The sequence below is a fragment of the Mycolicibacterium litorale genome, assembly GCF_010731695.1.
GTDB lineage: Bacteria > Actinomycetota > Actinomycetes > Mycobacteriales > Mycobacteriaceae > Mycobacterium > Mycobacterium litorale.
On the sequence record NZ_AP022586.1, the window covers coordinates 5,230,960 to 5,244,544 of the forward strand.

Annotated in this window: 15 protein-coding genes; 7 read left to right on the plus strand and 8 right to left on the minus strand. The window is 67.4% G+C overall.

Features of this window, described 5'->3' with window-relative positions; genetic code table 11:
• Nucleotides 1-47: 47 nt before the first annotated feature.
• The 6 genes from G6N30_RS25120 to G6N30_RS25145 form a co-directional block, all read right to left on the minus strand.
• On the minus strand, nucleotides 48-587 hold the full coding sequence (locus G6N30_RS25120) for a nuclear transport factor 2-like protein (protein ID WP_134056422.1): 540 nt from the start codon (nucleotides 585-587) through the stop codon (nucleotides 48-50).
• A gap of 10 nt (nucleotides 588-597) precedes the next feature.
• Nucleotides 598-801 carry a ferredoxin gene (locus G6N30_RS25125; protein ID WP_134056420.1) on the minus strand — a complete coding sequence of 68 codons (204 nt, stop codon included), beginning with the start codon at nucleotides 799-801 and terminating at the stop codon, nucleotides 598-600.
• Between the two features lie 5 nt (nucleotides 802-806).
• Nucleotides 807-2,162 carry a lanosterol 14-alpha demethylase gene (locus tag G6N30_RS25130; RefSeq protein WP_134056418.1) on the minus strand — a complete coding sequence of 452 codons (1,356 nt, stop codon included), beginning with the start codon at nucleotides 2,160-2,162 and terminating at the stop codon, nucleotides 807-809.
• The gene (locus G6N30_RS25135) at nucleotides 2,159-3,013 is read right to left on the minus strand and encodes an SDR family oxidoreductase (RefSeq protein WP_134056416.1); all 855 of its coding nucleotides are present in this window, start codon (nucleotides 3,011-3,013) and stop codon (nucleotides 2,159-2,161) included. The genes G6N30_RS25130 and G6N30_RS25135 overlap by 4 nt, the downstream gene beginning before the upstream one ends.
• A gap of 10 nt (nucleotides 3,014-3,023) precedes the next feature.
• Nucleotides 3,024-4,232 carry a cytochrome P450 gene (locus tag G6N30_RS25140; protein ID WP_134056414.1) on the minus strand — a complete coding sequence of 403 codons (1,209 nt, stop codon included), beginning with the start codon at nucleotides 4,230-4,232 and terminating at the stop codon, nucleotides 3,024-3,026.
• A 71-nt stretch (nucleotides 4,233-4,303) separates the two neighbouring features.
• Nucleotides 4,304-4,888 (minus strand): TetR family transcriptional regulator, encoded by a 585-nt coding sequence (locus G6N30_RS25145; protein WP_134056412.1) that lies wholly within the window; start codon nucleotides 4,886-4,888, stop codon nucleotides 4,304-4,306.
• A 140-nt stretch (nucleotides 4,889-5,028) separates the two neighbouring features.
• Here G6N30_RS25145 and G6N30_RS25150 point away from each other — a divergent pair, with 140 nt between their 5' ends.
• From G6N30_RS25150 to G6N30_RS25175, 6 genes are all read left to right on the plus strand, one after another.
• A complete protein-coding gene (locus G6N30_RS25150) occupies nucleotides 5,029-6,498 on the plus strand; it encodes an aldehyde dehydrogenase (protein WP_134056410.1) in 1,470 nt (489 codons plus the stop codon).
• A 9-nt stretch (nucleotides 6,499-6,507) separates the two neighbouring features.
• On the plus strand, nucleotides 6,508-7,272 hold the full coding sequence (locus G6N30_RS25155) for an SDR family oxidoreductase (RefSeq protein ID WP_134056408.1): 765 nt from the start codon (nucleotides 6,508-6,510) through the stop codon (nucleotides 7,270-7,272).
• Complete coding sequence (locus G6N30_RS25160; RefSeq protein WP_134056406.1) at nucleotides 7,269-8,165, plus strand: NAD(P)-dependent oxidoreductase; 897 nt, start codon at nucleotides 7,269-7,271, stop codon at nucleotides 8,163-8,165. Before G6N30_RS25155 ends, G6N30_RS25160 begins: the two co-directional genes overlap by 4 nt.
• Before the next feature lie 3 nt (nucleotides 8,166-8,168).
• On the plus strand, nucleotides 8,169-8,609 hold the full coding sequence (locus G6N30_RS25165; protein ID WP_134056404.1) for a carboxymuconolactone decarboxylase family protein: 441 nt from the start codon (nucleotides 8,169-8,171) through the stop codon (nucleotides 8,607-8,609).
• A complete protein-coding gene (locus G6N30_RS25170) occupies nucleotides 8,599-9,825 on the plus strand; it encodes a hypothetical protein (RefSeq protein WP_134056402.1) in 1,227 nt (408 codons plus the stop codon). Before G6N30_RS25165 ends, G6N30_RS25170 begins: the two co-directional genes overlap by 11 nt.
• A 224-nt stretch (nucleotides 9,826-10,049) precedes the next feature.
• Nucleotides 10,050-10,298, plus strand: coding sequence for a hypothetical protein (locus G6N30_RS25175; RefSeq protein ID WP_134056399.1), 249 nt, complete (start codon nucleotides 10,050-10,052; stop codon nucleotides 10,296-10,298).
• 64 nt (nucleotides 10,299-10,362) lie between these two features.
• On the opposite strand, the gene G6N30_RS25180 is transcribed toward G6N30_RS25175, so the two are convergent.
• Both G6N30_RS25180 and G6N30_RS25185 read right to left on the minus strand, forming a co-directional pair.
• Nucleotides 10,363-10,956 carry a TetR/AcrR family transcriptional regulator gene (locus G6N30_RS25180; protein ID WP_134056397.1) on the minus strand — a complete coding sequence of 198 codons (594 nt, stop codon included), beginning with the start codon at nucleotides 10,954-10,956 and terminating at the stop codon, nucleotides 10,363-10,365.
• 25 nt (nucleotides 10,957-10,981) lie between these two features.
• Nucleotides 10,982-12,214, minus strand: coding sequence for a cytochrome P450 (locus G6N30_RS25185; RefSeq protein WP_134056395.1), 1,233 nt, complete (start codon nucleotides 12,212-12,214; stop codon nucleotides 10,982-10,984).
• Nucleotides 12,215-12,309: 95 nt separating this feature from the next.
• Here G6N30_RS25185 and purD point away from each other — a divergent pair, with 95 nt between their 5' ends.
• On the plus strand, nucleotides 12,310-13,578 hold the full coding sequence (gene purD / locus G6N30_RS25190; RefSeq protein ID WP_134056393.1) for a phosphoribosylamine--glycine ligase: 1,269 nt from the start codon (nucleotides 12,310-12,312) through the stop codon (nucleotides 13,576-13,578).
• The last annotated feature ends 7 nt before the right edge of the window (nucleotides 13,579-13,585 follow it).

Consider the following 13,585-nt stretch of genomic DNA (forward strand, 5'->3'; position numbering starts at 1 on the left):
TCAGTGGTTCTCTCGACGCGTGTCAAACTACACACCCGCGGCCAAGGTCACCAGATCGGTACGGGGGCCTGTCCGAGCGGGTAGTAACCGGGCAGCTTCTCGCCGGCCACACTGCGCTCGATCCGCTTCTGCATACCGGCGCTCAGATCGCCGCTCTCGATCAGCTTCATGTACATCTTCGACACGTGCCCGAAGTCGAAGAAGTCACGCTGCCATTCGATCTTGAGGTCGGCGTCGAGACGGAACCAGCTGCCGCCGATGCCGTAGATCTCGTCACGGGTGCCGTCGGACTTGTTGACGATCTGCTTCCAGAAGCCGACGATCTCGCTCTGCTTCTCGTCGATCAGCACCTTCTGGTACTCGTAGTTCCAATTCTCGAGGCCTTCCATCTCCAGGCCCAGTGCGATGTCGCGGATCTCGTCCTTACCGACGCACATCACGTCTTCCTTCGGGCCGATGTTCCAGCCGTAGGTGGCGTCGTCGGTGTAGAAGTCCGCCAACGGTTTCCAGTCGCCCGCCTTCTCGGCGTCGCGGTTGACCTGCAGCCACCGCTCGACCCAGCTCTCCAGTTCGTCGCGTGTCGCCATTCTCAGAACCTCATTTCTCCACGATGGACAGTGCCCGGGTCGGGCACATGTCGACAGCCAGCTCGACGGCTTCTCGGAGCTCGTCGGAGGGTTCGGGGTCGACGATCTCGACGACGCCGCGTTTCGGTACCTTGAACACATCGGGGGCTTCCAGCTCGCACATCGCGTGCCCCTGGCACAACTCCTCGTCGAGCTCTATGCGGTAGCAACCCATATGCGTCAGTCCTTGACTCGCCTGCGGTATCGGACCTTGGCCGGACGCTCGAGCTGCACGACCATCTTCGAGTGGTCGTTGCGGTAGCTCTCGGCAGGCTGGGCCATCTCGAACTCATACTCGCGCAACAGGACCGAGAAGATCGCCTTGATCTGCATCGTGGCGAACGCGGCGCCGACGCAGCGGTGGCGGCCGGCGCCGAAGGGGATCCACGTCCACCGGTTGACGACGTCGGCCTGCTCGGGCTTGTTGTAGCGGTCCGGCTTGAACGCATCCGGATCGGGGAAGTCCTCAGGGATCCGGTTGCTGATCGCGGGCGAGGCGGCGACGAAATCCCCCTTGTGGATGGGAAATCCGGCGACCTCGAACTCGCCCTGTGCGACGCGCATCAGGATGATCAGCGGCGGATGCAGCCGCAGCGTCTCCTTGACGACGTTGTCGAGCAGCGGAATCTGGCGCAGCGCATGGAAGGACACCTCCTGGCCGTCGGCGTAGAGATCGTCGAGCTCCCGCTGCACCTCGGCGTACACCTCCGGGTGGCGGATCAGTTCGATCAGCGTCCACGACGACGTTCCGGAGCTGGTGTGGTGCCCGGCGAACATCAGCGAGATGAACATGCCGGTGACCTCGTCGGCCGAGAAGCGCGGGTTGCCTTCCTCGTCCTTGATCGACACCAGTACATCGAGCATGTCGCGGTCAGCCTTGTCCGTGGGGGGATCGGCCAGCCGCTGGTTCATGATCTCCTGCACCAGCGCAACGAGTTTCACCCGCGCCTCGTCGCGACGCTGGAAGCTCTCGATCGGCAGGTACGGGTCGACGTAGCACAGCGGGTCGGTGCCTCGCTCCAACTCGTGGTAGTACTCGGCGAACCTGTGGTCGAGCTGCTCGCGGAACTTCAAACCGATCAGACACGCCGTCGAGGTGTAGATCGTCAGCTCGGCGAAGAAGTCGAGCAGTTCGATCTCGCCCTCGTCGCCCCAGCCGGCGATCATCTTCTTGACTTCGCCCTCGATGGTGGCGGCGTGGCTCTTCATGTGCTCGCCGCGCAGCGCGGAGTTGTGCAGCATCTCCTTGCGCCGCTCGGGGCTGGCGTCGAACACCACGCCCTTGCCGAAGATCGGCGTCATGAACGGGTAGGCCTCGGCCTGATCCAAATCCTCGTCGGCCGAGCGGAAGAAGAACTCGTTGGCCTCCGCGCCGGATAGCAGGATGACGTGCTTGTCGACGAGCTGGAACCAGCCGACATCACCGCATTCCTCACGGATCCGCTTCATCAACCCGATCGGATCGGTGCGGAACTCCTCGAGGTGGCCGTGTTCTTCTTCGCCGCCGGAGACGCGGGGCACAACTGCGGTGGTCATGCTGTTTCTTCTCCCGTCGCTTCGCTCGCCCCGGAGAGCGCTTCCTCATCGACCTTCAGTTGCTGACGGTCCTTGGTCGCCGCCAGCGGGGCTTCGGGCTGCAACTCCATGTTGGCGATGAAGCCACCCCGCGGCGTCTCGGCGACGAACGTGATGGCGCGCGCCAGATCAGCGGCCCGCAGGAAGTAGTCGTGGCGTGCCTGACCCCACTTGGCCCAGTCCTCGAGCGCGGGCCCGATCAGTTCGGCGGGCAGGCTCCAGCCCATCGACGTCTTCGTCGGTCCGGGATGCACGATCGAGGCGCGTACCCCGGTGCCCTCGAGTTCCATCTGATAGTTCGTGACCATCGCGACGAGCGCGGCCTTGGCGGCGCCGTAGGCGCCCATGTGCGGGCGTTGACGCAACGCGACGTCGGAGCCGACGAAGATCAGGTCGCCACGTTGGCGTTCGAGCATGCCGGGCAGGACGGCTCCGGCGACCCGGTTGGCGCCGATCAGGTGGATCTGGACCTGGGACTCGAACTGCTCGGTGCTGATCTCGGCCAGCTTGCCGAAATACGTGTCGCCCGCCCCGGCGACCAGCACCTCGATGTCCCCGAGTTCGGAGGTGGTCTGCTCGACGCAGGCCTTCACCGAATCGGGGTCGGTGACGTCGAGGTGCACCGCGATCGCCTCACCGCCGTCGGCACGGATCTGGTCGACCAGTTCTTGGCACTTCTCTACGCGACGCGCACCGAGTGCGACCGGGAAGCCGTGCGCGGCAAGCTCTACCGCCGTCGCGGCGCCGATCCCGGAGGAGGCGCCCGCGACGAGCGCGGGTCTGCGGTCGGGCAGGGGTTCGAAGCGTGGCATGGATGGTCCTTCAGCGGAGCTGGACTGTGATCGGGAGATGGGCGAACCCGCGGACATTGCTCGAGTGGACGCGGACGGCGTTGGCCTCGTCCACTTCGTATCCACGGATTCGTCTGAAGAGCTCGGTCAGCGCCACCCGGGCTTCCATGCGGGCCAGGTGGGCACCGAGGCAGAAATGTGCGCCGCTACCGAAACTCATGAGCTTCGAGCCGATCTCGCGTCCGATCACGTAGGCGTCGGGGTCGTCGAAGACGCGTTCGTCGCGGTGGGCCGAGCCGGGCAGGAGCAGCACCACGTCGCCGTCGGGAATCGTGGTGTCGTAGAGGGTCAGCTCGCCGACCACCGTGCGGGCCAGGATCTGGCTCGAGGTGTCGTAGCGCAGCGTCTCCTCCACCCACAGCGGAACCCGGTCGGTGTCCTCGTAGACCTGGGTGAGCTGATCGGGGTTCTTGTGGCCCCAGAATGCCGCATTGGCAAGCAGTTTGGTGGTCGTCTCGTTACCGGCGATGACCATCAGGAACATGAAGCCGAGTACTTCGTCGTCGGTGAGGCGGTCACCGTCGATCTCGGCTTCGAGCAGCGCCGAGGTCAGGTCGTCGGTGAGCTTCTTACGGCGTTCGGCGACCATGTCCTGGTAGTAGACGATGAGGTTCAGCGACGCCTCGATGGCTTCCGCGGGCACGTCGGTGATGCCGTCTTCGCGGTGCATCACCCCGTCGGCCAGTGCGCGGATGCGGTCGCGGTCCGCCTCGGGCACCCCCATCAGCTCGGAGATGACGTCCATCGGCAGCTTGCCGGCGAATTCGGCGACGTAGTCGACGGTTCCGTCACCGGCCTTCTCGAGCATCGTGTCGAGGTGCTTGAGGGTCAGCTCGGTCACCCGCGGCTCGAGCTCGCGGATGCGCCGCGGCGTGAAGCCCTTCGAGACCAGGGTGCGCAGCCGCAGATGCGCCGGATCGTCCATCGCGAGGAACGACATCGTCTTCGACGCGTGCGGGCCACGGGACACGGGGTCGAGCGAGACGCCGAATTTGTTGGACAGCGTCGTGCTGTTCCGGAATCCCTGCAGCACATCGGCATGACGGGACAGCGCCCAGAAGCCCAGCTGCTCGTTGCGGTACAGCGGCGCCTCGTCGCGCAACCGCTTGTAGTACGGGTACGGGTCCTCGTGGAAGTCGTAGTCGTAGGGGTCGAGCACCACGTCGCTAGTCAGGGTCACTGGTCGTCTCCGAGCTTCTGTTCATTGGTCCTCTCCGAGACCCCGGTCATTGGTCCTCTCCGAGACCCCGGTCATTGGTCCTCTCCGAGGACGAGGCCGACGACGTAGGTCAGCCGATCGGCGATCTCGTGATAGCTGAAGGCACCGCTGCCTGCGTTGACCAGCGCGCCGAAGAACGTCATTTCCAACGCCGAAACCTTGCGCGGATCGGCGCCGGGGCCGATGGCCGAGACGATGCGCTTGTGGATCTCGGCGCCGATGCGGTCGCGCGCCGCCCGTACGGCGGCGTCGCTGTTGCTCAGCAGCGCCGTGGTGCATGCCGCCGCGACCTCGGGTTCGTCGGCGAGCATCAGCGTCATGCTCCGCAGGGCCTTGTCGACCCGCGTCGGCATGCTGTCGTTCACGTCGGTGAAGTAGGGCACCTGGCGGATGAGATCCAGATACACCTCGGCGATCAGATGGTTCTTCGACGAGAAGTATGTGTACGCGGTGGCGGGAGCGACCTTCGCGCGCGCAGCGACCGCCCGGACCGTGAGGTCGGCGTACGACGATTCGCGCAGCATCTCGATCCCGGCGGACAACACCTTGCGGAAGGTCTCCTCCTGCCGGCGGTTGCGCGGCGTCTCGGTGAGCGCCGCCACTGCATCGCTGGACACATGTCCAAGTTAGACGAACCGATGGGGGAGAGGCAAGCGCCGATTTCTGCCGGTGAGTCCTTGCCACCTCGACGGATTGGCGTCTAAGGTTCGAGGAAACAGAGCCGGACAGCTGTCCAGTGATGCGGAGTGGAGTGCGGATGTCGATACTGGCCAACGGCGAGAGCCGACTGCTCGTCGACGGAAAGCTGGTCGCGGGCAGTGCGGGGGCATTCCCGACCGTGAACCCGGCGACCGAGGAGGTGCTCGGCGTCGCGGCCGACGCGGACCTCGACGACATGGGCCGGGCGATCGCCGCGGCGCGGGCGGCGTTCGACGACACCGACTGGTCGACCAACACCGAGCTGCGCGTGCGCTGCCTGCGTCAGCTCAAGGACGCGCTGCGCGAGCACGTGGAAGAGATGCGTGACCTGACCATCGCCGAAGTCGGCGCACCCCGGATGCTGACCGCCGGGGCGCAGCTCGAAGGCCCGGTCGACGATCTGGGGTTCTGCGCCGACACGGCCGAGAACTACCCGTGGCGCACCGACCTCGGCCACGCCACCCCGCAGGGCATCCCTACCCGCCGCACCCTCGCCCGCGAGGCCGTCGGCGTCGTCGGCGCGATCACACCCTGGAACTTCCCGCACCAGATCAACCTCGCCAAGATCGGCCCGGCCCTCGCGGCCGGCAACACGCTGGTCCTCAAACCCGCCCCGGACACCCCGTGGTGCGCGGCGGCGGTCGGCGAGATCATCGCCGAGCACACGGATTTCCCGCCCGGCGTCATCAACGTCGTCACCTCCAGCGACCATGCCGTCGGCGCGCTGCTGAGCCAGGACCCGCGGGTGGACATGGTGTCGTTCACCGGGTCGACCGCGACCGGCCGCGCCGTGATGACCGACGCCGCCGCCACCATCAAGAAGGTGTTCCTCGAACTCGGGGGCAAATCGGCGTTCCTGGTCCTCGACGACGCCGACCTCGGCGGCGCCTGCTCGATGGCCGCGTTCACCGCCGCCATGCACGCGGGCCAGGGGTGCGCGATCACCACCCGGCTGGTGGTGCCGCGCGACCGTTACGACGAAGCCGTCGAGGCGGCGGCGGCCACGATGGGTTCGCTCAAGCCGGGCGACCCGACCAGCAAGCGGACCGTCTGCGGGCCGGTGATATCGGCCCGACAACGCGACCGGGTGCAGGGCTACCTCGACCTCGCCCTGCAGGAGGGTGGCCGATTCGCTTGTGGCGGTGGGCGTCCGGCCGACCGCGACACCGGATTCTTCATCGAGCCGACGGTGATCGCGGGTCTGGACAACACCGCGCGGGTGGCGCGCGAGGAGATCTTCGGCCCGGTCCTGACGGTGATCGCCCACGACGGCGATGACGACGCCGTGCGCATCGCCAACGACTCGCCCTACGGGTTGAGCGGGACCGTCTTCAGCGGCGACGACGACCGCGCCCAGGCCGTGGCCGACCGTCTGCGGGTCGGCACCGTCAACGTCAACGGCGGCATCTGGTACTCCGCGGACGCGCCCTTCGGTGGCTACAAACAGTCCGGCATCGGCCGCGAGATGGGCGTTGCCGGGTTCGAGGAGTACACCGAGATCAAACTCATTGCCACAGCAGCGAATTAAGGAGCTTCGATGGTCAACTACGGCGACGACTTCAAGGACAAGGTCGCGATCGTCACCGGGGCGGGCGGCGGTATCGGCCAGGCGTACGCCGAGGCGCTGGCCCGTGAGGGCGCCGCCGTCGTGGTGGCCGACATCAATCTCGAGGGCGCGCAGAAGGTGGCCGACGCCATCTTGGGTGAGGGCGGCAACGCGCTCGCGGTCCGGGTGGACGTCTCCGAACCGGACTCCGCCAAAGAGATGGCGGCGCAGACGCTCTCGGAGTTCGGCGGCATCGACTACCTGGTCAACAACGCCGCGATCTTCGGCGGGATGAAGCTCGACTTCCTGATCACCGTCGACTGGGACTACTACAAGAAGTTCATGAGCGTGAACCTCGACGGCGCGCTGGTGTGCACCCGGGCGGTCTACCGCAAGATGGCCAAACGCGGGGGCGGGGCGATCGTCAACCAGTCGTCCACCGCGGCGTGGCTGTACTCGAACTTCTACGGGCTGGCCAAGGTCGGCATCAACGGCCTGACCCAGCAGCTGGCCACCGAACTCGGCGGCCAGAACATCCGCGTCAACGCGATCGCCCCAGGGCCCATCGACACCGAGGCCAACCGCACCACCACGCCGCAGGAGATGGTCGCCGACATCGTCAAGGGCATTCCGCTCTCGCGGATGGGCCAGCCCGAGGACCTCGTCGGGATGTGCCTGTTCCTGCTGTCGGATCAGGCGAAGTGGGTCACCGGCCAGATCTTCAACGTCGACGGCGGACAGATCATCCGGTCATGACTCTGCGATCTGGCGATGAGCGCTCGCGCGAAGAGCAGAGCCTGAAGTACGGCTACATCGGCCTGGGCAACATGGGTGCTCCGATGGCCAGGCGGCTGACGAACTGGCCGGGCGGTCTGATCGTGTTCGACGTGCGCACCGATGCGATGACGCCGCTGGCCGAAGCCGGTGCCGCGCTTGCCGACAGCGTCGCCGATGTCGCGGCCGCCGACATCGTCAGCATCACCGTGCTCAACGGCGAACAGGTGCGCGGCGTCGTCGCCGAACTCGTCCCGCGTGCCAAGCAGGGCACCGTCATCGCCATCCACTCGACGATCAGCCCGGACACCGCGGTGCAGCTTGCGCAGGAGCTCGCGCCGCAGGGCATCCACATCGTCGACGCCCCCGTCAGTGGCGGCGCGAGCGCCGCCGAGAAGGGTGAGCTGGCCGTCATGGTGGGCGCGGAGCGCTCCGTCTACGAGCGCATCAAACCGGCGTTCAAACAGTGGGCGTCGGTGGTCGTGCACGCCGGCGAGCCGGGTGCCGGAACACGGATGAAGCTGGCCCGCAACATGTTGACGTTCACCGGATTCACCGCGGCGTGCGAGGCGATGGCACTGGCGGAGAAGGCCGGCCTCGATCTGCAGGCGCTCGGCCGGGTGGTCCGGCACAGCGACGCCCAGTCCGGTGGTCCCGGCGCGATCATGGTCCGCGAGGACATGCGGCCGCTCGACCACGCCAACTTTCTCTACGACATGTTCGTGCACACCCGCGGGCTGGGGGAGAAGGATCTGCGCCTGGCGCTGGCACTGGGAGAGGAACTCGACGTGGAGCTGCCGCTGGCGCGGATCGCCTTGCAGAATCTCGCGGACGGTCTCGGAGTGCCGCACGTGGAGTCGAGCGAAGAGGAGTAGCCGATGGACGAATTGCGCCGCAAGGGCCTCGAGAAGATGAACGAGGTGTACGGGTGGGAGATGCCCGATATGCCGGGCGACTACTTCGCGCTGACGGCTGACCACCTCTTCGGCACCATCTGGAACCGGCCCGGTCTGTCCATGCGCGACAAGCGGATCATGACGCTGACCGTGGTGACCGCGCTGGGCATCACCGATCTGGCCGAGATCCAGACGAACGCCGCGATGGCCAACGGTGAGCTGAGTGAGGAAGAGCTCAAGGAGATGGCGATCTTCCTGACCCACTACCTCGGCTTCCCGCTCGGCTCCAAGCTCGACGGGGTGGTCACCAAGGTGGCCGGCCAGCGGCGGAAGGCCGCCGAGAAGGGCCGCGGCGAAGACAAGAAGGGCAACGTCAACGCCGCGCTGAAGATGCACTCCGGGAGCAGTCTCGATGATGAGTAGGTACGCCGCGCTGTCTCGCGAAGAACTCGCCACGCTCGTACCCGAGTTGCTGTTGATCGGCCAGCTGATCGACCGGTCCGGAATGGCCTGGTGCATCTCGAATTTCGGCCGCGAAGAGATGCTGCAGATCGCGATCGAGGAGTGGGCGGCGTCGAGTCCGCTCTACACCAAGCGGATGCAGAAGGCGCTGAAGTACGAAGGCGTCGACATCATCACGATCTTCAAAGGCCTGCAGCTCGACATCGGAGCGCCCCCGCAGTTCATGGACTTCCGCTACACCGTCCACGACCGCTGGCACGGCGAGTTCCACCTCGACCACTGCGGTGCGCTGCTCGACGTGGAGCCGATGGGCGAGGACTACGTCCGCGGCATGTGCCACGACATCGAGGATCCGACGTTCGACGCGACCGCGCTGGCCACCAACCGGCGCTGTCAGGTCCGGCCGATCCACCGGCCGCCCAGGACTCCGGCGGACCGGCACCCGCACTGCGCATGGACCGTCATCATCGACGAGTCCTATCCCGAGGTGGACTTCATCCCTGCACTCGACGTGATCGGCGCCAGCCGGGCGCACTCATGCGAACTCGATCCGATCGACCCCGACGACGAGGGCATGTCCGACTACTCGGGCCCGCTGCTGTCCGACGTCGACTTCGGTGCGTTCTCGCATTCGGCGCTGGTGCGCATCGCCGACGAGGTGTGCCTCCAGATGCACCTGCTGGTGCTGTCGTTCAACCTGGCGGTGCGAGCGCGCGCGAAGGACGACACGGCGCTGGAACACTCGATCCGCACCAAGCAGCTCATCGGCATCGCCGGGGTGGCGGCGGACCGGATCCGCACGGCGCTCAACCTGTCCACCGATGCCAAGGGGGCGCTGCGGGTGCTGGAACTGCACCCGATGCTCAACCCCGCCGCCTACGTGTGGGCCGACGTCGACCCCGGCTTCCTGCACGTGCGTCGATCGCCCGCACACGACGACGGCGCGTGGATCTCACTGGTGTCACCGGCGGCCGACCTGCCGCTGCAGGCCGCTGTGCAGGCGGTCGATCCGCGTCTGCGCGCGGAGGTGTCAGGCACCGAGAGTGACTGGACGGTCCGCGTGATCGAGACCGACGAGGCGGCGAAGGAACTGTCCGAGGTGTCGGTGGTCCGCTTCAGCGGGGGAGCCGACTTCACATTCCAGCCGCGACGGTCGCTGCCGCTGACGGTCGTCTGACCTCTTCTTCCACTCCGCCATTCGCCGAGACTGCGGGGAGATCGCGTTCCAGCCGGATTTCGCGATCTCCCCGCAGTCTCGGCGCGTTCGCGTCCACGGAGCACTTCCTGCCACGGGGCGGTCAATCACTGCCAGCGGGATGAACGCCCGCTGAGCTCCGCGTTGTAGCGATCAGACCGGCCAGGAAAACCCTCCAGACCGAACGGACACGAAGAGGTACGGAAATGAACAAGTTCGGATTCGCCACCATCATCGCCGGCGGACTGGCCACCGGATTCCTCGGCTTCGCCGCCCCCGCCCAGGCCGCCCCCGCCGGCCCCGGCAACGCCGCCGACACCATCAGCTCGCTCGATGACCGCGGCTACGAGGTCCGCGTCAGCCAGCAGGGCATGAACAAGCCCCTCGACGAGTCCAGCATCGTCTCGGTGCGCTACGACAACGAAGACCGCGTCGTCTACGTCACCACCCGCTGACCCCCACCACGTCGACAAAGGGGCGCCCCGGAAGCGGGGCGCCCCTTTCTGCGTCTGAGCGGTGTCAGCGGCGCACCGCCGCGCCGACCCAGCGGCGCAGGAACCCGCGCAACGCTTCGCCGGTGCGAGGCGGGCGGCCCGGGTCGACGACGAACGACTGGATGATGCGCAACAGGTACTCGGCCAGCTCGTCGAGGTCGTCATCGCTGAACCCCAGCGCCGTCCAGTCGACGTCGAACCGGCGCACCATCGCGTTGGCGAACTGCAGCGCCACATCCGAGGTCACCGACTCCGAATGCGCATCGGCCCGGCCCGGCGTGACGAGCAGACCGATGTGCTTGTCCTTCGGCAGCCACTCCAGCGCGGTGGCGATCGCCTCGGTCACCGCCTCCTCGGGCTCGGTGAGGCCGTGCACGTGCTCGGCCAGCCGGTCGAGGAAATCCGCCGCGGCGTGCACCGCCGCTTCGACGAGCAGCGCCTCGGTGCTGGGGAAGTAGCGGTACACCGTCTGGCGGGTGACCCCCAGCGTGCGGGCGACGTCGGCGATGCTCAGGTCGGCGCCCCGCTCGTCGATGGCCCGGCCCGCCGCGGCAAGTATCCGCTCGACCGCCTCCTCGTCGCTGGCCGGCGCAGAACCCGACCAGCCGTGCGTGCGCATGCGCAGATGCTACTTGGAGAGGGCGTCAGCTCCGGTAGCTGACCGGCAGCTCCTTGACCCCGTTGATCCACCCCGACCGGAGTCGTTGCGGTTCGCCCAATTTCGCTATGCCCGGGATCTGGTCGGCCAGCTCGTTGAAGATCAGCTTGATCTCCATGCGGGCCAGGTTGGCCCCGATGCAGTAGTGCGCCCCGTTCCCGCCGAACCCGAGGTGGGGGTTGGGGTCGCGCAGGATGTCGAACTCGAAGGGACGGTCGAACACGGCCTCGTCGTAGTTCGCCGAGCTGTAGAACAGGCCGGCCCGCTGCCCCTGGCGGATTGTCACGCCGCCGAGTTCGACGTCGGTCAGCGCGGTGCGCTGGAAGCAGTGCACGGGGGTGGCCCACCGCACGATCTCGTCGACCGCGGTCTCCGGCCGCTCCCGCACGAACAGGTCCCACTGCGCAGGGTTGTCGAAGAACGCGTTCATCCCGTGGGTCATCGCGTTGCGGGTGGTCTCGTTGCCGGCCACCGCCAGCAGGATGACGAAGAACGCGAACTCGACGTCCCCGAGCGACTCACCGTCGATGTCCGCCTGGATCAGCCGCGTCACGATGTCGTCGGCCGGGCATCGCCTGCGCTCCTCGGCCATGTTGTAGGCGTAACCCATCAACTCGGCGTTGGCGACCGTCGGATCGGAGTCGAAGTCGGGGTCGTCGGTGTTCATGATGCAGTTCGTCCAGTGGAAGAGCTTCTCGCGGTCGGCCTCGGGCACCCCGATGAGGTCGGCGATCGCCTGCAGCGGCAGGTTCATCGCGATGTCGGTGACGAAGTCGCCGTCGCCCTTCTCGCGCGCGGCCGCGACGATCTCTCGCGCGGAGACCGCCAGCTTCTCCTCGAGTGCGGCCACCGAGCGCGGCGTGAACAGCCGCGACACGATCTTGCGCAGCCGGGTGTGTTCGGGGGCGTCGTGGTTGATCAGCAGCGCCTTGGTCAGGTCCAGTTGTTCGGCCGTGACGCCTTCCGGCAACCGCATGACGGCGCCCTTGGCGTTGGTCGACCACAGGTCGCCGTTACGGGAGATCGACTTGATGTCCTCGTGACGGCTGATCACCCAGTAGCCGCCGTCGTCGAAGATCGACTCCTGCTGCTCGTTCCACCAGACCGGCGCGGTCTTGCGCAGCGCGGCGAACTCGTTGACCGGGATGCCCCGCAACAGCACGTCGGGGTCGGTGAAGTCGAAACCGGCGCCGAACGGGCATCGATCCATCGTGGTCATGGGGACCGCCTTTCGGTGTGACGCTGAACACGCTCAGCAACGACCATACACTTAGACGCAACGTGTATGCCCGGGTCACGGTCTAGGGTGCTCATGTGCGCGTCCTGGTAATCGGATCCGGTGCCCGTGAACATGCCCTGCTGCTGGCGCTGCGGCGCGACCCCGAGGTGGAGGCGCTTGCGGTGGCACCCGGCAATCCCGGTACGGCCGCGGTCGCCGACCAGTACGACGTCGACGTCACCTCCGCCGATGCCGTCACCGAGCTGGCCCGCCGGATCGGTGCCGACCTCGTGGTCATCGGACCCGAGGTGCCGCTCGTGCTGGGGGTCGGCGATGCGCTGCGCGCCGCCGGGATCGCCTGCTTCGGCCCCAGCAGGGACGCCGCCCGCATCGAAGGTTCCAAGGCGTTCGCCAAGGACGTCATGAACGCCGCAGGCGTGCGCACGGCGAGCAGCGAGATCGTCGACAACCCCGGCCACCTCGACGCCGCGCTCGACCGGTTCGGGCCGCCCGCCGGTGAGGCCGCCTGGGTGGTCAAGGACGACGGGCTCGCCGCCGGCAAGGGTGTGGTGGTGACCGCCGACCGCGACGCCGCGCGTGCCCACGCCGCGGGTCTGCTCGACTCCGGCCACCCGGTCCTGCTCGAATCGTTCCTCGACGGTCCCGAGGTGTCGCTGTTCTGCGTCGTCGACGGCGACACCGTGGTCCCGCTGCTGCCTGCGCAGGACTTCAAACGCGTCGGCGACGGCGACACCGGACCCAACACCGGCGGTATGGGCGCCTACGCGCCACTGCCCTGGCTGCCCGCCGACGTCACCACCGGAATCGTCGACGAGATCGTCAAACCCGTTGCCGCCGAAATGGTCCGGCGCGGCAGCTCGTTCTCCGGCCTGCTGTACGCCGGTCTGGCGATCACCTCACGCGGGCCTGCCGTCGTCGAGTTCAACTGCCGGTTCGGCGATCCGGAGACGCAGTCGGTGCTGGCGCTGCTCGACTCTCCGCTCGGCCAGTTGCTGCGCGCCGCGGCGACCGGCCGGTTGGCCGAATTCCCTGCGCTGCAGTGGCGTGACGGCGCCGCGGTGACCGTGGTGCTGGCCGCCGAGAACTACCCCGGGCGTCCCCGGGTGGGCGACGTGATCGTCGGCGCCGACGCGGAGGGTGTGCTGCACGCCGGCACCGCCCGCCGCGACGACGGCGCCATCGTGTCCTCCGGCGGCCGGGTGCTCTCGGTGGTCGGCACCGGCGCCGACCTCGACGCCGCGCGGACGGAGGCCTACGCGACCCTGTCCTCGATCCGGTTGCCCGGCAGCCACTTCCGCCGGGACATCGGACAGGCCGCGGCCGAGGGCAAGATCACGCTCTAGGTTCGGC